10 protein-coding genes and 1 riboswitch are annotated in these 19520 nt (G+C 65.8%); of the genes, 2 read left to right on the top strand and 8 right to left on the bottom strand.

Features of this window, described 5'->3' with window-relative positions; translation table 11 throughout:
- Positions 1–172: 172 nt before the first annotated feature.
- On the bottom strand, positions 173–1828 hold the full coding sequence (locus tag H3005_RS04025; protein WP_100554028.1) for an MFS transporter: 1656 nt from the start codon (positions 1826–1828) through the stop codon (positions 173–175).
- Positions 1829–1939: 111 nt separating this feature from the next.
- Positions 1940–3361 (bottom strand): DcaP family trimeric outer membrane transporter, encoded by a 1422-nt coding sequence (locus H3005_RS04020; RefSeq protein WP_100554029.1) that lies wholly within the window; start codon positions 3359–3361, stop codon positions 1940–1942.
- Between the two features lie 245 nt (positions 3362–3606).
- Between H3005_RS04020 and acs the strand changes: the two genes are divergently transcribed.
- Together acs and H3005_RS04010 are read left to right on the top strand one after the other, a co-directional pair.
- The gene (gene acs / locus H3005_RS04015; RefSeq protein WP_100554030.1) at positions 3607–5550 is read left to right on the top strand and encodes an acetate--CoA ligase; all 1944 of its coding nucleotides are present in this window, start codon (positions 3607–3609) and stop codon (positions 5548–5550) included.
- A 121-nt stretch (positions 5551–5671) separates the two neighbouring features.
- Entirely contained in the window at positions 5672–6337 is a 666-nt protein-coding gene (locus tag H3005_RS04010; RefSeq protein WP_006477308.1) for a response regulator transcription factor, read from the top strand.
- A gap of 103 nt (positions 6338–6440) precedes the next feature.
- On the opposite strand, the gene H3005_RS04005 is transcribed toward H3005_RS04010, so the two are convergent.
- From H3005_RS04005 to H3005_RS03980, 6 genes are all read right to left on the bottom strand, one after another.
- Positions 6441–6896, bottom strand: a complete 456-nt coding sequence (locus tag H3005_RS04005) for a transposase (RefSeq protein ID WP_100554031.1) — start codon at positions 6894–6896, stop codon at positions 6441–6443.
- Between the two features lie 147 nt (positions 6897–7043).
- Positions 7044–7619 (bottom strand): manganese efflux pump MntP family protein, encoded by a 576-nt coding sequence (locus H3005_RS04000; RefSeq protein ID WP_100554032.1) that lies wholly within the window; start codon positions 7617–7619, stop codon positions 7044–7046.
- Positions 7620–7707: 88 nt separating this feature from the next.
- A riboswitch (yybP-ykoY riboswitch) is annotated at positions 7708–7797 on the bottom strand.
- Positions 7798–7937: 140 nt separating this feature from the next.
- On the bottom strand, positions 7938–11393 hold the full coding sequence (locus tag H3005_RS03995) for a PAS domain-containing hybrid sensor histidine kinase/response regulator (RefSeq protein ID WP_100554033.1): 3456 nt from the start codon (positions 11391–11393) through the stop codon (positions 7938–7940).
- 125 nt (positions 11394–11518) lie between these two features.
- Positions 11519–13666, bottom strand: a complete 2148-nt coding sequence (locus H3005_RS03990) for a S46 family peptidase (protein ID WP_100554034.1) — start codon at positions 13664–13666, stop codon at positions 11519–11521.
- A 179-nt stretch (positions 13667–13845) separates the two neighbouring features.
- Positions 13846–17712 (bottom strand): translocation/assembly module TamB domain-containing protein, encoded by a 3867-nt coding sequence (locus H3005_RS03985; RefSeq protein WP_191077605.1) that lies wholly within the window; start codon positions 17710–17712, stop codon positions 13846–13848.
- Positions 17709–19505 carry an autotransporter assembly complex family protein gene (locus tag H3005_RS03980; RefSeq protein ID WP_100554036.1) on the bottom strand — a complete coding sequence of 599 codons (1797 nt, stop codon included), beginning with the start codon at positions 19503–19505 and terminating at the stop codon, positions 17709–17711. Before H3005_RS03980 ends, H3005_RS03985 begins: the two co-directional genes overlap by 4 nt.
- Positions 19506–19520 lie beyond the last annotated feature (15 nt).

Below are 19520 nucleotides of genomic sequence, written 5' to 3'. Positions count from 1 at the left end.
TGTGGCTTCGGATGCTTGTCAACCGCGATGACGGCATTGAGCGCTGTCTGTTCGCGTCTGCGGAGTTTTGTGCCGCGCGTTGCGCGGTCGCCGAGCATGGCTCGGCGCTACAGGGAAACGAAAAGGCCGTGGTCTGCACCACGGCCTCTCCTTCATCCAATGAACATCACTCCTACTTGGTGATATCCACGTTCTTCGTCTCGCGCAGGAACAGGCCACCCACCACCACCGACATCAGCGCGATGATGATCGGATACCACAGGCCGTAGTACAGGTTGCCGGTACCGGCCACCAGCGCGAACGAGATCGCCGGCAGGAAGCCACCGAACCAGCCGTTGCCGATGTGGTACGGCAGCGACATCGAGGTGTAGCGGATGCGGGTCGGGAACAGTTCGACCAGATAGGCGGCGATCGGGCCGTAGACCATGGTCACGTACAGCACCAGCAGCCACAGCATGAAGATCGTGCCGGCGATGTTGATGCGCGAGCCATCAGCCTTGGCCGGGTAACCCGCAGTGACCAGTGCGCCCTTCAACTCCGCGCCGAACGCATCGGCCTTGGCCTTGCCGTCTTCCTTGCTCAGGCCGGCCGCTTCATACGAGGTCACGCTGGCGCTGCCAACGTTCACCATCGCCAGCGAGCCGGCGGCGGCGGGCTGCACGTCATACGGCACGCCGGCCTTGGTCAGCGCAGCGGTAGCCACGTCACAGGAGCTGGTGAACTTGCGCAGGCCAACCGGATCGAACTGGAACGAGCAGGTGTTCGGATCGGCAACCACGAGCGCCGGCGAGCTGCTGCGGGCTTCTTCGATGGCCGGATTGGCGAAGTGGGTCAGGCCCTTGAAGATCGGGATGTAGGTGATGGCGGCCAGCAGGCAGCCGGCGAGGATGATCTTCTTGCGGCCGATACGATCGGACAGCCAGCCGAAGAAGATGAAGAACGGCACGCCCAGTGCCAGCGCGGCTGCGATCAGCAGGTAGGAGGTGGTGGCATCGACCTTCAGCATGCTGCTGAGGAAGAACAGCGCGTAGAACTGGCCGCCGTACCAGACCACCGCCTGACCAGCAGCAGCACCGAGCAGAACCAGCAGCATCAGCTTCAGGTTGCCGCCCTTCAGGCTGTCACGGAACGGCGTCTTGGAACCCTTGCCTTCGGCCTTCATCTGCTGGAACAGCGGAGATTCGCTGAGCTGCAGGCGGATCCACACCGAGATGCCCAGCAGCACGATCGAGACCAGGAACGGAATGCGCCAGCCCCACGCCTCGAAGGCCTCGTTGCCGAGGAAGTAGCGGCAGGCCAGGATGATCAGCAGCGACATGAACAGGCCCAGCGTGGCGGTGCACTGGATGAAGCTGGTGTACAGGCCACGTTTGTCAGCCGGTGCGTGTTCGGCCACGTAGGTGGCAGCGCCACCGTACTCACCGCCCATCGCCAGGCCCTGGGCCAGACGCAGCACGATCAGGATCACCGGTGCGGCGAAGCCGATCGATGCGTAGTTGGGCAGCACACCGACCAGGAAGGTCGAGATGCCCATGATCAGGATGGTGACCAGGAAGGTGTACTTGCGGCCGATGCGGTCGCCGAGGCTGCCGAAGAAGGCCGCGCCGAACGGTCGCACGAAGAAGCCGGCAGCAAAGGCCAGCAGGGCGAAGATCATGCCCGTGGTTTCATTGACGCCACTGAAGAACTGCTTGGCGATGATCGCCGCAAGCGAGCCATACAGGAAGAAGTCGTACCACTCGAAAACGGTGCCCAGGCTGGACGCGAAGATGACCTTCTTGTGTCCCTGGGTAAGTTGGGCTTTCGCCGGTGCAGGTGTTGTGGACATGGGACGCTTTCCCTCTGTAGGTGCCGACCTTGGTCGGCACGCAGTCTTGGTAGATACCGACCATGGTCGGCACTCAATCTCGGTAGGTGCCGACCGTTGGTCGGCACTCGATCAGAAGCTGTACTTGGTCGTGAACTGCAGACGGGTGATGTCGCCCTTGTTGCCGTTCTCGATCTCGCGCTTGCCGTACATCAGCTCGGCACCGACATCGACCTTGGGCATCGGCGAATAGAAGATGTTGCCGCGGATGCTCTGCACGCTCTTGGTCACCAGCGGGCCGAGGATGCTGTCGTTGTCGTAGTCGCTGCGCGCGTAGATCAGGTTGGTGCGCAGCTTCGGCGAGAACGCATGGCGCCAACCGACGTAGCCGGCGATCACACCGGTCGGGTTGAGTTCGTCGCGTGCCACGTCATAGGCCGAATCGGCGGTGATGCCCAGGCCGATGTAGCGGGCGATACCCTCGCCACCGGTGAACTGGTAGTGCAGCGAATCGCTGTCACCCATCACCCACTTGCCGCCCAGGGTCAGGCCACCTGCCACCTTGTCAGCCTTGGCACCGGTGGCCTGGTTGTCGACCTTCAGCTGGCGGACCACGCCGCCGACACCGAAGGTGCCCCAGTCACCCTTCCAGCCATAACGCAGGGTCAGGTCCGGCAGGCTGCCGCGATCGGAGTTGGCGCTGGCATTGGTCCAGGCGCCGGTGACCGGATTGCGCGTACCGGTGAGGGTGGTGGTTTCCGGATTCTCCAGCGCGACGCTGAAGCCGCCCTTGGTGTAACGCAGCTGGGCCTGGCGCACGAAGATCACGCCATCGGTCGGACCGACGAAGTCGACCGCTTCCGGCAGCGATGCCGCATCCATGAAGTTCGACCAGGTCTGGCCGGCCATCCAGTTGTTCCAGTACATGTACGCATGGCGCAGGGTCACGCCATAGGTGTTGGTGGCAGTCTGGTTGCCCAGCGAATTGCCGAAGAAATCCATCTCGAAGAACGCGCCGGCCTTGTTGCCCGACTCGCTGACGTTGTCGATGCCCAGGTTGAAGCGCGAGAACTTGGCGTGGGCGTTGTAGTCCACGTCCGAGCGCTTGCCGCTGCCGCCGGCACCTTCCACCGGTGTCTGCCCGGGCAGGTACAGCGCGCGGCCGGTGGCATCGTCGGCCAGCTGGCCATCGCTGGTCTGGGTGGCCAGGAAATCGGCCTTGATGAAGCCGCCGATCTTGACCGTGGTACCCGGCGCGGCGCCGGGGGTAATGGTGGTGACCTGGATCGGCTGCTTGCCGGCAGGCACCGCCGGCTTCTGTTCGGCCTGCAGCGTGCGGACGTCGGTGACCGCCTGCTGGGTCTGCACGATCTGGGTCTGTTGCTGCTGTTGCGACGCCAGCAGCGCCTGCACCTGCCGCTCCAGTTCGGCGACGCGTGACTCCAGTGCCTTCTCTTTGGCGGTCTCGGCGAACGCCATGCCCGGTGCGACCAGGGCGACCAACAGGCAGGCCGCCAAAGGTGTGCGCACGGCTTTCAACGTACGGTGGCTCATGTTGCCCTCTCTCCCAAGTGGCAAGGTGATGCCGCGCGTGGGGCACGGTCGAGCCGAGACTGCGGGGCGTTTGCACGCACCGGCTATTGGCCATTGGTCGAACCCGGGCCTGCAGGGGCCCGACTTTCGACCAAGGTCTAACCGAAGTGGTGACGCGACCGGGGGTGGATGGGGCAAACTGAGGGGGAACGGCTGCGGCAATGCTGCGGCTGCACACACAAAGTCAACGTGCAAGTGAGGGTGCCATGGCTGATCTCTACCCCGTCGATCCGCAGTTCGCCGCCAAGGCGCGTATCGACAAGAACTCCTATGAACAGCAGTACCAGGCCTCGGTGTCCGATCCGGATGCGTTCTGGGGCAAGGCCGCCGAGCGGCTGGACTGGTCGCGCAAGCCGACCAGAATCAAGAACGTCAGCTACGACCTGGCCGACTTCCACATCAAGTGGTTCGAAGATGGCGAGCTCAACGCCAGCGTGAACTGCCTGGACCGCCAGCTGGAAAAACGCGGCGACAAGACCGCCCTGCTGTTCGAGCCGGACAGCCCGGATGCGCCGGCCCAGCACGTGACCTATCGCGAGCTGTACGAGCGCACCTGCCGTCTCGGCAACGCGCTGCGCAACCTGGGCGTCAAGAAGGGCGACCGGGTCACCATCTACCTGCCGATGATCGTCGACGCTGCCGTGGCCATGCTGGCCTGCGCGCGCATCGGCGCGATCCACTCGGTGGTGTTCGGTGGCTTCGCACCGAACTCGATCGCCGACCGTGTCAGCGACTGCCAGAGCAAGCTGATCATCACCGCCGACGAAGGCCTGCGTGGTGGCCGGAAGATTCCGCTGAAGGCCAACGTCGATGCGGCGCTGAAGCTGCCCGGCACCAATACCGTGGAAACCGTGCTGGTGGTGCGCCATACCGGCGGCGCGGTAGACATGCAGGCCCCGCGCGACCGCTGGTTCCATGACGTGGTCGACAGCCAGCCGGCCAGCTGCGAACCGGAACCGATGAACGCCGAGGATCCGCTGTTCATCCTCTACACCTCCGGTTCCACCGGCAAGCCGAAGGGCGTGCTGCATACCACCGCCGGTTACCTGCTGTACGCGGCCTACACCCATGAAGCGGTGTTCGACCTGCGCGAGGACGACATCTACTGGTGCACCGCCGACGTCGGCTGGGTCACCGGCCACAGCTACATCGTGTACGGCCCGCTGGCCAATGGCGCGACCTCGCTGATGTTCGAGGGCGTACCGAACTACCCCGATACCTCGCGCTTCTGGAACGTGATCGACAAGCACAAGGTGTCGATCTTCTACACCGCCCCCACCGCCATCCGCGCGTTGATGCGCGAGGGCGAGGAGCCGGTGAAGAAGACCTCGCGCGCGTCGCTGCGCCTGCTTGGCAGCGTCGGCGAACCGATCAATCCGGAAGCCTGGCGCTGGTATTACGAGGTGGTCGGCGACAGCCGTTGCCCGATCGTCGATACCTGGTGGCAGACCGAAACCGGCGGCATCCTGATCTCGCCGCTGGCCGGCGCGATGGATCTGAAACCGGGTTCGGCCACCCTGCCGTTCTTCGGCGTGCAGCCGGCCCTGGTCAACGCCGATGGCGAGATCAAGGACGGCCCGACCGAAGGCAACCTGATCATCCGTGATTCCTGGCCGGGCCAGATGCGTACGGTGTATGGCGACCACCAGCGCTTCATCGATACCTACTTCCGCACCTACCCGGGCAGCTACTTCACCGGTGACGGCTGCCGCCGCGATGAAGACGGCTACTACTGGATCACCGGCCGCGTGGACGATGTGATCAACGTATCCGGCCACCGCATCGGCACCGCCGAAGTGGAAAGCGCGCTGGTCTCGCATCCGAAGGTGGCCGAGGCCGCCGTGGTCGGCTTCCCGCACGACGTGAAGGGCCAGGGCATCTATGCCTACGTCACCCTGGTCGCGGAAGAGGCGCCGAGCGACGAGCTGCAGAAGGAACTGGTCGCCTGGGTGCGCAAGGAAATCGGCCCGATCGCTACGCCAGATCATCTGCAGTGGGCGCCGGGCCTGCCGAAGACCCGTTCGGGCAAGATCATGCGCCGCATCCTGCGCAAGATCGCCGAGAACGCGCCGGACCAGCTCGGCGACACCTCGACCCTGGCCGATCCGTCGGTCGTGGCTTCGCTGGTGGACGAACGCAAGGTCCGTTGATGACGTGAGCGCGAGCACAGGACGCGCCACGAACGTGGCCGGGAGGAGGGACCCGGCCATGTTCAACCCGTCCTGTGCCAGCCATCACACCGCCCTTTTTCCTGATCGATAAGCTCGACCCATGACCACCCTCCTGATTGCCGATGACCATCCGTTGTTCCGCGAAGCCCTGCGGGGTGCCGTGCAGCGGGTCATTCCGGGCGTTCAACTGTTCGAGGCCGACAGCGTGGAAGCGTTGTATGCACTGGCCGACCAGCACAACGACGCCGACCTGGTCCTGATGGATCTCAACATGCCCGGCGCACAGGGCTTCAACGCGCTGGTGCACATGCGCTCGCTGCATCCGCACCTGCCGGTGGTGGTGGTCTCCGCACGCGAAGAAGCCACGGTGATGCGTCGCGCACTCGACCACGGCGCACTGGGCTTCATTCCGAAGTCCGCTGATTCGGACACGATCGGCCATGCGCTCGGCACCATCCTCGATGGCGAGACCTGGGCGCCGCCGGAAGCACACAACGTGCCGCCGACCGGCAGCGAAGAACGCGAAGTCGGCCAGCGTCTGCGCGAGCTGACCCCGCAGCAGTTCCGCGTGCTGCAGATGCTCGGCGCGGGCCGCTTGAACAAGCAGATCGCCTACGACCTCAACGTCTCCGAAGCAACGATCAAGGCGCACGTCACCGCGATCCTGCGCAAGCTGGGCGTGACCAACCGCACCCAGGCGGTGCTGATGGCCGGCAAGCTGGCGATCGACGACGACGCCATCGTGCTGCCGCCGGAAGAAGACTGATCGTGACGAACTTTGGAGCCGAGCATGGGCTCGGCTCTACAGACTTCATGATGCATTTGTAGAGCCGAGCCCACGCTCGGCTGCTCTTCATCCGAGTACCGAATCAGCCCAGCAAGGGCCATCGACTCCAGGCATACGGGTACTCCCCAATGCACGTAGCCAGTCCAGCGCGCACCGGATTGGCCGCAATGTAGGTCGCCTGCGTGCGCAGGCATTCATCACTGCGCAGTGCATGATCGTAGTACCCCGGCTGCCAGATCGGCGCGTTGGCATCAACGCGCCTGCCGACGGACCTTCCACTCCTGGACTTCAGGATCTGCATGCAGCCGGCTAGCGTGCCGGTACGTAGTTCGAACAGCCAATGCAGATGATCCGGCATGACCACCCAGGCGAGGGATAAGGTCCGACCGGTCCGCTCAACGGTGCGCAATGCCTCTATCAACAGCTCAACGTTGGCCTTGCCACTGAACCAGGGGCGACGCGCATGCGTCACCGTGGTAAGCGCATAGGCATTGCCAGTATGCGACCAGCGACCATAACGGAGTGCGGGACTGGCCATACGGGAAGACTACGGCGCAGCAGAGGATCTCTACATCAGCGAAATGCTGCGCTGCATGTCAGCCATTGCCCCAATGTAGAGCCGAGCCCATGCTCGGCAGCTTCATACGTCAGCCGAGCATGGGCTCGGCTCTACAGGTATCCCTGCTTACGCGACACCGTGCAGGTGTTCGTACAGGATCGTCGCACCGATGATCACCAGGATCACGCCACCGATGATTTCGGCGCGCTTGCCGACCATGCTGCCGAGCACGCGGCCCAGCATGATGCCGGCGGTGACCATGGTCAGCGTGCACAGGCCGATGACTGCGGCCATCACCCCGATATGCACGTCCATGAAGGCCAGGCCGATGCCGACTGCCATCGCGTCGATGCTGGTGGCGAAACCGGTCAGTGCCAGCTTCCAGAAGCCATGGTGCTGCGCCGGATCTTCATCGTCCTCGCCGTTATCCGGACGCAGGCCGTTGTAGATCATGTGGATGCCCAGCGCGCCGAGCAGGCCGAAGGCGATCCAGTGGTCGAACGCTTCCACGTACTGCAGAGCGGCACGGCCGAGCAGCCAACCGATGATGGGTGTGATCGCCTCGATGACGCCGAAGATGATGCCGGCGCGCAGCGCATCACGGAACACCGGCTTGCGCATGGCTGCACCCTTGCCGATCGCAGCGGCGAAGGCATCGGTGGACATGGCAAAGCCGATCAGGAGGATCGAAATGGGGGACATTGGCGGCTGCTGAGGTCGGGCAAGGACGGACGCACGGCCTGCGCTCGCGCCCAACCTGATGTTGCGCGCGCGGGCCGCTGGTCTCGCCAACCATCATGGTTGTCCACGCCACGGCGCACTGGCCGAGTATGTTGACGTGGACGATTCCTGCGTAGGAATCCGGCTACTCCCCAAGGGGACGCGAAGCTTAGCACCGCGATCTGCGCGTGGCGCATTTCCAGCGAAACGCGCAGGCAGGGCTGGTTTTTATAGCGAAGGCTATATATGAGCCGCGCTTCGCGCAGGAGCCGAGCATGGGCTCGGCTCTACAGTTGCCCATCAGGCATCGCCGTTCCGGGTATCCCGCAGTGCGCCCAGGAACGCGCGCAGCGACGCCGGCTTGATCGGCTTGGTCAACAGGCGATAGCCTCGCTCGCGCGCCATCCGCTTCAGTTCATCGCGGCCATCTGCGGTAAGCAGCGCACCGGGCAACGGATAGCCCGCCGCCTCACGCAATGCCACCAGCGCATCCAGGCCATCCATGCGATCGTGCAGGTGGTAGTCCACCAGCATCACCTGCGGACGCTCGGCGATCTTCTGCAGCGCCTGGTCCACCGTCGATGCGGTGATCACCTGCACCTGCCAACGCCCCAGCAGCGCGCGCATGCCATCGAGGATCTCCTCGTCGTTGTCCACGCACAGCACGCGCAGGCCCGCCAGCGAATCGCTGCGGACCGGCGGTGCCGTCGCCGCCAGGGTGACCGCATCGGTATATCCCGGCAGTGGCGCCACCCGCGGCAGGATGATCGAGAACATCGAACCACTGCCGACCCGGCTGCGCGCGTTCAAGCGATGATCGAGCAGGCGCGAGATGCGCTGGCAGATCGACAGGCCCAGTCCCAGGCCCTGCTCGCCCCAGTCGAACGGCTGCTGGTAGCGATGGAACTCGTCGAAGATCTGCCGCATGTGATGCTCGGGAATGCCGGGGCCGGTATCCCACACCTGCAGTTCCACTTCATCGCCGCGCTGGCGCACCGCCAGCACGATGCGGCCCTGCCGCGTGTAGCGCAGCGCATTGGCAAGGAAGTTCTGCAGTACACGGCGCAGCAGGCGACGGTCGCTGCGCACCCAGGTGGTACGCGCGAACAGATCCAGGCGCAGCCCACGTCCGGCCGCAACCGGTGTGTACTGCGCGGCCAGCTCGCGCATCAGCGCACTGACATCGAATTCGCCGATCACCGGATGCAGGCCGCCGGCATCCAGCCGCGACACGTCCAGCAGGCCATCCAGCAGCTCCTCGGCCGCGCGCAGCGACGCATCCACGCGTTCGGCCAGATGCCGTTGCTCGTCGCTGACATGATCGCTGTCGCGCAACGCCGATGCGAACAGCCGCGCAGCGTTCAACGGCTGCAGCACGTCATGGCTGATCGCGGCCAGGAAACGGGTCTTCGACTGCTGCGCGACTTCCGCAACATGCGAGCGCTCGGCCACGCGCTGCTCCAGCGTTTCGTTGGCTTCCAGCAGCGCGCGTTCGGCGTGCTTGTAGTCGGTGATGTCGTTGTAGCTGGTGACATAGCCGCCGCCAGGCAGTGCCTGGCCACGCATTTCGATCACCTTGCCGTCGCTGCGGGTGCGCTCGAACACATGCGGCGAACCGGCGCGCATGTAGCCGATGCGGCGGTTGATCTGCAGTTCGATATCGCCCTCGCCCAGCTCACCACGCTCGGCGTTGTAGCGGATCAGATCGGCCACCGGGCGACCCACGTAGAGCATGCCGTCGGGGTAGCCGAACATGTCCTGGTAGCGGCGGTTCCAGGCGGTCAGGCGCATGTCCGGGTCGACCACGCTGACCCCGGCGCTGATGTTTTCCAGGGTGGTCGACAGGATCTCGCGATTGAAGCGCAGTTCCTGTCCCGCTTCGTCCAGCACCGCCACCACTTCGCCCAGGTCCATGCCCGAACCGCGCAGCAGGCTGGTGAGCAGCAGGCGCGCGGAGGCCGCGCCGATCGACGCGGCCAGCAGGCGTTCGGTGAACTGCACCCATGGCCGGTCAGCCGGTGCCGAGGACTGCAGCTCGCGCCCCAGCGACTGCGCCTGTTCGAAGAACGAGCGCCGCGCATGGCGTTCACCGACCACACGCGAGGCCAGCGCCAGCAGATCGCCGACGTGCACGTGACCCGGCCACCCGCCCGCCACTGAAGGCCGCTCGGCATAGGGATCGAGGAAGGGTGCAGCACGCAGGCGCTCATCCACGCCCGGACGCCAACGCGCCGATACCAGCATCATCGTCGCCGCGTTGACCAGCAGCGACCAGAACGTGCCATGGGTCAGCGGGTCCCAGCCGGTCATGCCGAACAGCTGCTGAGGCCGCAGCCAATCGATGCCGAACGGACCATGCTGCACCCAGCCCGCATCCATCCAGCCGGCCATCGTCATCGCCGGCAGCAGCAGGGTGTACAGCCAGGTGGCGAAGCCGAGCAGCATGCCGGTCTCCACGCCACGACGGCTGGCGCCGCGCCAGTACAGGCCACCGATCAGGCCCGGCGCGAACTGCGCTACCGCGGCGAAGGCCATCAATCCATAGGAGGCCAGCGTGCTGTCGTTGCTGCTGCTGCGGTAGTAGCTGTAGGCCATCAGCGCCAGGAGCAGGATCGCCAGGCGGCGGATCCACAGCACGCGCGAGGCAACATCCGCCGCTTCCTGGTGATCGCCACTGCGACGCAGCAGCACCGGCATCACCAGGTCGTTGCTGACCATCGTCGCCAGCGCGATGGAAGACACGATGACCATGCCGGTGGCGGCGGAGAAGCCACCGATATAGGCGATCAATGCCAACGCGTTGCGGCCCTCGGCCAGCGGCAGGGCCAGCACCATCGAGTCATCGGCTACGCCGCTTCCGGTACCGAACAGGCTGACGCCGGCGGTGGCGATCGGCAGCACCATCGCCGAGATCAGCACCAGGTAGCCACCGAACATCCAGCGCGCGCGGCGCACATCGCGCACGTCGCCGCACTCGACCACCGCCACGTGGAACTGGCGCGGCAGGCAGATGATGGCCAGGAAACTTAGCAGGGTCTGCGAGAGGAAACCCACCGGTGGCAGGCCGGTGAACAGCGTATGCACCGACTCCACCACCGCTTCGTTGCGGTCGCTGAGCCAGACATAGGCGAACACGCCCACCGCCACCATCGCCACCAGCTTGATCACCGATTCCAGCGCGATCGCCAGCATCATGCCGTGGTGGTGTTCGGTGGCATCGACCTGGCGGGTGCCGAACAGGGTGGCGAACAGCGCCATCAGCAACGCCACATACAGGGCTGGATCGCTGAAGAACCCGGTCGGCCCGGTGTTTCCGGTCAGTACCTGCAGGCTCATCGCCACCGCTTTGTACTGCAGGGCGAGGTAGGGAATGATGCCGATCAGCGCGATGATCGCCACCAGCGCCGCCAGCCGCCGCGAGCGGCCGAAGCGCGAGGAAATGAAGTCGGCGATGGAGACCACGTTCTGGCTGCGCGCGATCAGCGCCAGGCGCTCGATGATGCGCCAGCCGAACAACAGCAGCAGCAGCGGGCCGATGTAGATCGGCAGGTAGCCCACGCCGTTGCGCACGGCGGTACCGACTGCGCCGTAGAAGGTCCACGACGAGCAGTACACGGCCAGTGCCAGGCTGTAGACGACCGGTCGCAGCCACGGCCGGTCCGGGTACATCGGCCGACGGTCGCCCCACCACGCCACGCCGAACAGCAGCGCGGCGTAGGCAACCGAGACCAGCAGCAGGATCCAGCTGGAGACCAAGCGCGTGTTTCCGTCAGAGCAGGGGCCAGTAGATCACGACCGTTGGTCGTGATGGTAGGTCACGCCGGTGGCCCGCAAGGGTGGGCACCCACCAGGAAACGGTGGGCACCTACCGGGTACCGGCCTTATTCCGCTGGAACGCCCATTTCCTTCAGCAGCTCGGGTGCCGGGTAGACTTTGGCCAGCAGCCAGCGCAGGTAGCGCATGTCCACGTGCACGGCGCGCTTGTAGCGCGGGTCGAACCACCAGCTGGCACTGACCGACTCCCAGTTGCTGTCGAAGTTCAGGCCGATCAGTTCGCCCTTGGCGTTGAGCACCGGCGAGCCGGAGTTGCCGCCGGTGGTGTCCAGGTTGGTCAGGAAGTTGACCGTCTGCGTCTTCAGCGCGGGATCGGCGGTGCTGCCGAAGTCCCCCTTTGCAATCGCGGCCAGCAACGGCTTGGGTGCATCGAACGGATAGGCGTTGGTGTTCTTCTCGACGATGCCGGCCACGGTGGTCACCGGCGAGTACGTCACGCCATCACGCGGGTGCAGCGCCTCGACCTTGCCGTAACTGATGCGCAGCGTGCGGTTGGCATCCGGATACACCGCACGGCCCTGCTTGGCACGCCAGGCGAACAGCGCCTGCATGTAGGCCGGGCGCAGACGCAGCTGTTCGCCTTCGCGGGTCTTGCTCTCGTTCTCGATGCGCAGCTGCGCGGCCACCAGCGGGCCGGCCACGGCGATCAGCGGGTCGGCGGCGAGCGCCTTGCCTTCGCGGGCAGCGGCGAAACGGGACAGACGCTGCGCTTCATCACCCAGCTGGGTGCCGGCGTACAGCGTGTCCAGTGCCTGCGCCAGCTGTGCCGGGGTACGGCCGAACGCCGTATCGAACTCGGCCACGCGCTGCGCATCCGGCAGCTGCTGGTAGCGGGTCAACAGGGTGGACAGCAGCGCCTTCTCGACCTCGGGTGCATAGCGACGCTGCACCTGCTTCAGCACGCCCTCGATCATCGCCTGGTCGCGCTGCTGGTAGCCGGTCTCGCGCTGCGCGTCCGGCTTGGCCGATTCAATGCGCAGGCGTTCCAGCAGCAGCGCCGAGCGCAGCAGCTGGCTCTGGCCAGCCATCTGCTCCAGCAGCAGGTCGCGCTCGCCCACCGCCGCACCCTGCGACAGGTTGGTCAGCAATGCCTTGATGTCGCCCTGGTACTTGCGGTCGGTGGCGGCCAGCATTGCCTGCTCGTCGGTTGCACGCTGCGCCTTGGCATCACTTCGCAGCAGGCCTTCCAGCTCACCGGCGGCACGCTTGCGGTTGTTCTTCAGCGACTGCAGCTGCGAGGCGTAGCGGGTACGCGCCTGCGCGTCCTTGGCACTGGCTGCGTCGATGGTATCGATCATCTGCTGGAACACCGACACCCGGCGCGGCAGCACGGTATCGATCTGGCCCGCGAATTCGGCGGCGGTGCGATGGCGGTAGGTGATGCCCGGGTAACCGGCCAGCATCGCGTAGTCACCCTCCTTCGGGCCTTCCACCGACATCTGCAGGTGCGCCGGGGCCTGGTAGGGCACGTTTTCCTTGCTGTAGGCGGCCGGCTTGCCGTCCTTGCCCACGTAGGCGCGCAGCAGGGTGAAGTCGCCGGTGTGGCGCGGCCACATGAAATTGTCGATCTCATCGCCGTAGTTGCCGATCGCGCGCGGCGGCGCATAGACCAGGCGCACGTCGCTCAGTTCCAGCTGGGCGATGCGGTAGAAGTCGGTGCCGTAATACATGTTGGCCACCGAGCAGCGCACGCTGCCGTCCTTCTCGCACTCGGCCACGATCTGCTTGCTGGCCGCATCCACCGCGTCGAAGTACGCGCGGCCGGTCTTGCCCCGGGCCTGCGCCAGCACCTGGTCGGTCACCTTGTCGAAGCCGACGGTGACCAGCACGCGGAAGTCCGGATTGGCCGGGCGCTCATCGGCGCGGCCCTTGGCGATGAAGCCGTCGTTGATGAAGTTGTGCTCGGGCGAGCTGTTGTACTGGATCACGCCCATCGCCACGTGGTGGTTGGTCAGCAGCAGGCCATCGGCCGAGACGAACGAGCCGGTGCCACCACCGGCACGCACGACCGCACTCAGCGGCGGCGCCGTCACGTTGGCCAGATCGGCCGGGTTGCCCTTGAAACCGGCCGCCTGCAGCGGCTTGGCCAGCTCCGGCAGCTGGGTCGGCATCCACATGCCTTCATCGGCGTGGGCGCCGGCGGCGAGGGTCAGGCCCAGGGCCAGGGCGGTGGGGAGGGCTTTGCGTGGCGACATGAGGCAATCCGGTACGACAGAACAGCCCGGGACCATAGCCGCTGGGGGCGGATGGGGCAACGGCCGATGGTTGGGGGCCTGACAGGTAGAGCCGAGCCCATGCTCGGCTGCTCTTCCGTCAGTCCGCGCTGCGCGCGGAAGCCGAGCATGGCTCGGCTCTACAGGGATGCCGCGGCGGGTTATTTTTCCCGCCGCCAGTTCAGCGAACCGCGGTTTTCCACCGTGCTCGATTCCACTTCAACGTCGAAGCCGCGGCGCAGCAGGTACTTCAGCGTGATCACCGAACCGGCACCGACCAGCGACACGCCGTAGCCCACGTACAGCTTGGGCGAAATGTACTTGCCGACGCCGATGACCGAACCGCCCAGCGCGCGCGACTGGCTGACGCCGGCATCGTCCAGGCCCAGCTTGGCACCCAGCTGCGAAGCCAGCAGGCCGCTGCCGGCCGACAGCGCTGCCGATGCGGCGTTCACCTGCTGGGTCTGGTCGCTGCTGGCACCGGTCAGGCTGCGCCCCAGCACCAGGTAACCCAGTGCTTCGGACTGCGACATCGCCGGATCGGACCAGACATCGGCACGTGGCTGCTGCGCCCGCCCGGTCACGTCAATGCCGGCGGTGACATCACCGATCCGGCGCTCGGCGCGGATGTTGATGCGCGGGTCGGACACCGCGTTGTAGTTCCAGTTGAGGTTGCCGCGGGTGATGGTCAGGTCCTGGCCATAGGCCTTGTAGCGGCCACTGACTTCCAGGCCGCCGTTGGCGGTCATCTCGCGGCCGGGCTTGGCCCAGACCTGCATCTTGCCGGTCAGCGCGCCCTTCAGGCCGAAGCCGGTCATTTTCACCTTGTCGCCGAGGCTGACGGTCAGCTCCATGTCCAGCGGCGAAGTCCGCGACTCTTCCGGATCGGCCGGGTCCAGCACCACCACGTCTTCGGACACCGAGGTGCCACGGTCCAGGCGCTCCAGATCGATGTCGGCCTCGGGCACGTGCACCGTTCCGCGCAGCTCCATCGCGGCCTTGGCCAAGGTGAAGTCCAGGTTGGGATTGGCGACGATGCGCAGTTCGCTGGTATTGGACAGCAGCACATTCTCGCCGTGGATCTTCAGCTGCAGCGGCTGTGCATCGCCGAACCAGGACAGGCCGCCGTCGACATACAGCGTGCCCTTGCCCGAATTGGCCTGCGCGGTGATCTTGGCCGAGCCATCAGGCTGAGCAACGAAGCTGCCCTTGCCCTGGTCGAAGGTCAGGCCCAGCGCCGGGAACTCGCCCTTGAAGTTGCTCAGCTGCGCATCACCGCCCAGCGAGGGCTGGCCGCGGGTGCCGCGCAGGCTCACGTGGCCTTCGATCAGGCCGGTCGGACGCACCACGTCCGGCGAGAACAGTTCCAGCCAGTACAGGCGCGACATGTTGAGGTAGAGCTCGCCGTTGAGCGGCGCACTCGGTTCCCAACCGGTCTGCATCTTGGCATCGACGAAGCCGTTGCCCTGGAAGCCCATGCCCAGGTAGCCCTTGATGCTGGCCGGGGTCATGTCCAGCTTCAGCGAGAACTGGTCATAGCGCACCAGCTCGCCACGGTTGGCATCGGCCACGCTGGTGTTGCGGTTCTCGCCCAGGCGGACGCCGCCTTCGGCCGAGCGCACTTCCACGTGCCCTTCCCACGCGTTGCCACGCGGACGGATCTGCGCGTCCAGGTTGAGTTCGCCACGCAGGTAGATGCGCCGGCCGGACTGCGGGGGCAACCACGGCTGCACCAGTGCCAGCGGCAACGCATCGCCGCGCACCACCAGCCCTTCGCGCGGCCAGTTGGCGTGCGCGCACAGGGCGCCCCCGGTCGCAGCGCCCAGACAGGTTTCGCCCAGCGTGTAGTTGCTGCCGTTGATCGCGAATGCCGCAGGCGCACGCAGTGCCCACGCATCGCCCTTCACCGGTGCGATGCGCAGCGATGCCAGCTCGCCACGCCATTGCGTGCCCTGCTGGCGCACGCTGCCCTGCAGTTCGATCGCGCCCAGCTCGTTGCGGGTCTGCGCGGCCAGGCGCAGGTTGGAGACACTGCCCTGCGCATCGATGTTCAAGCGCTCCAGCAGCATGCCGGCGTTGACCTGCTGGCCCTGAATCGCCAGCGTGCCACTGTCGCCACGCCACGGCAGCCGGCCCTTGATGCTCAGGCTTTCAGCGCCGTAACCGTCCCAGTTGAGATTGTTGCCGACCAGATCGGCGGTGATGTCCGGCGCATCGCGCGGGCCTTTCACCTGCACCTGGCCACGCAGGCCACCGTCGGCGCCGGGCAGCAGATCGCTCAGCTGCAGCGGTTCGAAGCGCGCATCGATATCCAGGCGGTCGCCGACCTTGCCCGAGGCGGTCACCCGGCTGCTGCCGACGGCCAGTTTCAATTCACCCTGGCCCTGTTCACCCTGCAGGGCGAACTTGCCCTGTGCATCTACGTTGCGTTGGCGCAGGGTGCCCTTCAGCGAGGGCAGGTCCACCGTGGCCTCCAGCGTGCCCGCGGTGCCCGGCGGCGCATTGGCCGGCGGCGGCAGCTGACGGCCCTTGGATGCGAGATTGCCGGACAGACGGCCATCCCAACCCGGCGCGAAATAGCCCGGGTCGAAATCCTTCAGCGTGGCCTTGGCATCCCAGTCCAGCTGCGGTGCCCATGCCACCTTGCCTTCCACCTGCAGCTGACCACCCGGGGTCTGCGCCTGCAGTTCACGGATCTCAGCGGCCTGATCGTTGCCACGCACATCGAAGCGCAGCTGCGCCTTCTGCTTTTCGCGCTCGACATCGGCACGGCCGATCGCCGCCCACGCCTTCAGCGTACCGGCCAGACCGAAGCGCGCTTCCTTCAGCGTCACCGGCACCGGCGAACTACCGGCAGTGTTCGGGTCCGGCGCCGGCACCCAGGTCAGGTTCTGCGCGATCACCGAGAAATTCAGCTTCTGCTGGTCTTCTTCGCTGAAATCAGCGGTACCTTCCAGGCGCGCTTCGCCGCCCAGGCCCTTGACCACCAGCGGTGAGACCTTCAGCACCTGGTCCTGCAGCGACACCACCGACGGCGCCAGCTCCAGTTCCTGCTCACCCTGCTTCACCCGGCCATGCAGGTTGGCATTGCCGCCCTTGCCGGAGGCCGTGAAATCCAATGCCAGCGGCGCGATGGCCGAGCTGGCCAGCGCCGGCGACAACAGCGCAAGGTCCAGCTCGTCGCTGCGCACGGTCGCATTCCAGGTCGGATCGGTGCGGCCATCGAACACCAGCATCGCGTGCAGCGGCTTCGGCGCGCGACCGGCCAGCGCCACTTCCATATGCGCCAGATCACCGCGCGCGACCAGGCCGACCGTGGCCGCAGTCCGACCGCGCGGTGCCGGCAGCACTGCAGTAACGGTGACGTCGGTGTCGTAATCCTTGGCCGGGATGTAGCGTCCCTGGGCAGTGAAATTGCCCATGTCGCTGTCCACGACCAGTTTGCGCGCCTGGAACTCGCCGTTGGCGATCTCGATGCCACCACGCACGCGGCTGATGTCGATCACCGGCTCGTTGGCCTGGCTGATGCGGAAACTGTCGATGGCGATCACATCGGCCTGGATCGCCAGCGGCATTTCGATCTGCGGCAGCGAATCGGGCCACGACGGCAGCTTGAACGGCTCGTCGCTCTTGGCCAGGTTGAGCGTGGCGTTGGTCAGTTCCAGCTTGTCCAGCAGCAGCTTGCGGCCCAGCAGGGGACGCAGGTCCGGCTCCAGGTGCGCGCGCTCGGCGTGGAAATGGATGTCGTCGTAGCGGAAGTCGACGTTGTAGAGGGTCAGCGGCCCGGCCACCGGGCCATCGACCTTGTCCCAGGTGAAGCTGGCACCCACCGGCAGGCGTGCCACCACCTGCGCCAGCAGCACATCGCGGCCGGCCACCGTCTGCAGCAGCCAGTACACGGCCAGCAGGGCAACCAGCACCAGGCCGACCACGCCCGCGCCGGACCATGCCCAGAAACGGCGACGGCGGTAGAAGCGCACGCGCCGCGGCGGCGTGTTCGGCGACGGAGTCGGTGCGGGCGTGCTCACAGGTCCGCTCCGATGTTGAGGTACAGCTGGAACTGCGAATCCGGGTTGTTCAGGCCGTGCGCGATATCCACCCGCACCGGGCCCACCGGCGATTTCCAGCGCACGCCGAAGCCGACGCCGGTATGCAGATCGATATTGGTATCGAAGGCGCTGCCGGTATCGACAAATACCGCCGCACCCCACGGGCCGCCATTGAAGTAATGCTCGTATTCGGCCGAACCGACCACCAGGTGCTTGGCACCCAGCGCGTACTTGTCGGGTCTAGGCGTACGCGGGCCGACCTCACGGTAGGCATAGCCGCGGATGCTGCGGTCGCCACCGGCGAAGTAGCGCAGGCTGGGCGGCATCGCCACCAGGTCACTGGTCCAGGTGGTGCCGCCTTCGCCGCGCAGGATCAGGCGGTTGCTCGGTCCCACCGGGATGTACCAGCGCAGCACCGCATTGGCCTGCACGAAGCTGGTATCCGAACCGACGCCTTCGACGCCGGCACGTACCGTCGCCGTGCCGCTGATGCCGCTGCGCGGGAACAGCTCGTCGTCCACCTTCACGTAATCGGCCACGATCTGCGGATAGACCAGCGTGGACGTGTTGTAGACCGCATCGGTGAATTCGGTGCCCGAGGCATAGCGCCAGCGCTCGCGCAGCGCGTTGATCGAGGCGATGGCGGTCCAGTTCTCGTTGATCTCGCCGCTGCGGCTGGCGATCAGCTTGAAGTTGCGCAGATCGATGTAGTCGGTCTGCTCGTCGTAGGCACTGGCGGCGAAGGTGTACCAGCCATCAAGCCAGTTGAACGCCGGAATGCGGTAGCTGGTGATCAGGCTCTTGCGTTTCTGCGCATAGTCCAGCTGGGTGTTCATCTTGTGGCCACGGCTGTTCAGGAAGCGCCGTTCAAGGCCACCGCGCACACCGGCGCCACTTTCGCTGCCGTAGCTAAGACCGTAGGAATAGATGCTGCGCTTGGCCCGCGTCAGCTTCACATCGACCGGCACCTCGCCGTTTTCGTCGGCCTGGTCCGGGCGCGGCTGGATGTCGATCACGCTGAAGTAATCGAGCTTGGTCAGCGACTCGCGCAGGCGGTCCAGCTTGCCTTCGTGGAAATAGCTGCCCTGGTCCCAGTACACCAGCGGGTCGAACAGCTTGTCGTCGAAGTAGTTCTGCTCGAAGGTCACCGGGCCCATGTTGTAGCGGCGGCCGCTGTCCCAGGTCAGGTCGATGTCGGCAGCGTTGTCCGCGCGGGTGATTTGTACCTGGCGCTGGGTGTAGTCGGCGTCGAAGTAGCCACGCTCGGCCAGGCGCCGCGTCACGGTGATCTTGCTGGCTTCGTACTGGGTATGCTCGAAGCGCTGACCCTTGCGGGGCTTGAATGCGGTCAGGTCGTCCTGCAGGTACTGGTCGTACATCGCCGGACCGGTGATGTCGATATGCTCGCGGCGCACCAGCACCGGCGGGCCCTTGTCGACATGGATCAGCACGGTGACGTGCTCGTCCTGCCGCGGCGCCTCGACCTTGATCACCGGGTTGTAGTACCCGAACGGCTCCAGTGCCTGGCGGGTCTGCCGCTCGGCCTGCGACAGCAGGTATTCCAGGCGCGACTCGCCCTGCTCCTTGCCGATCGTGTCGAACAACGACAGCGATTCCTGGATGTTCTCGATGATCGCGGCGTCGTCGCCCTTGTCCAATCCCTTGATGTCCACCTTGTCGATGGTGCCGCGCGCATGGGCCACGGAAGTGGCGCAAAGCGAGAGGACCATCAGCGGCAGGGCGTATTTCGTTGGCTGCATGCGGCACAGCATACCGACCGAAGGTGA

It is taken from the genome of Stenotrophomonas sp. Br8 (assembly GCF_014763005.1).
Taxonomy (GTDB): Bacteria; Pseudomonadota; Gammaproteobacteria; order Xanthomonadales; family Xanthomonadaceae; genus Stenotrophomonas; species Stenotrophomonas lactitubi.
The sequence above is the reverse complement of the archived record's forward strand: the minus strand, read 5'-3'. Positions and strand labels throughout refer to the sequence as shown.

Excerpts from the sequence above, each read along its gene's own strand:
- H3005_RS04005 (WP_100554031.1), bottom strand. The coding sequence starts at position 6,896 with ATGGCCAGTCCCGCACTCCGTTATGGTCGCTGGTCGCATACTGGCAAT.
- H3005_RS04010 (WP_006477308.1), top strand. The coding sequence starts at position 5,672 with ATGACCACCCTCCTGATTGCCGATGACCATCCGTTGTTCCGCGAAGCC.
- acs (WP_100554030.1), top strand. The coding sequence starts at position 3,607 with ATGGCTGATCTCTACCCCGTCGATCCGCAGTTCGCCGCCAAGGCGCGT.
- H3005_RS03990 (WP_100554034.1), bottom strand. The coding sequence starts at position 13,666 with ATGTCGCCACGCAAAGCCCTCCCCACCGCCCTGGCCCTGGGCCTGACC.
- H3005_RS04000 (WP_100554032.1), bottom strand. The coding sequence starts at position 7,619 with ATGTCCCCCATTTCGATCCTCCTGATCGGCTTTGCCATGTCCACCGAT.
- H3005_RS03980 (WP_100554036.1), bottom strand. The coding sequence starts at position 19,505 with ATGCTGTGCCGCATGCAGCCAACGAAATACGCCCTGCCGCTGATGGTC.
- H3005_RS04025 (WP_100554028.1), bottom strand. The coding sequence starts at position 1,828 with ATGTCCACAACACCTGCACCGGCGAAAGCCCAACTTACCCAGGGACAC.
- H3005_RS04020 (WP_100554029.1), bottom strand. The coding sequence starts at position 3,361 with ATGAGCCACCGTACGTTGAAAGCCGTGCGCACACCTTTGGCGGCCTGC.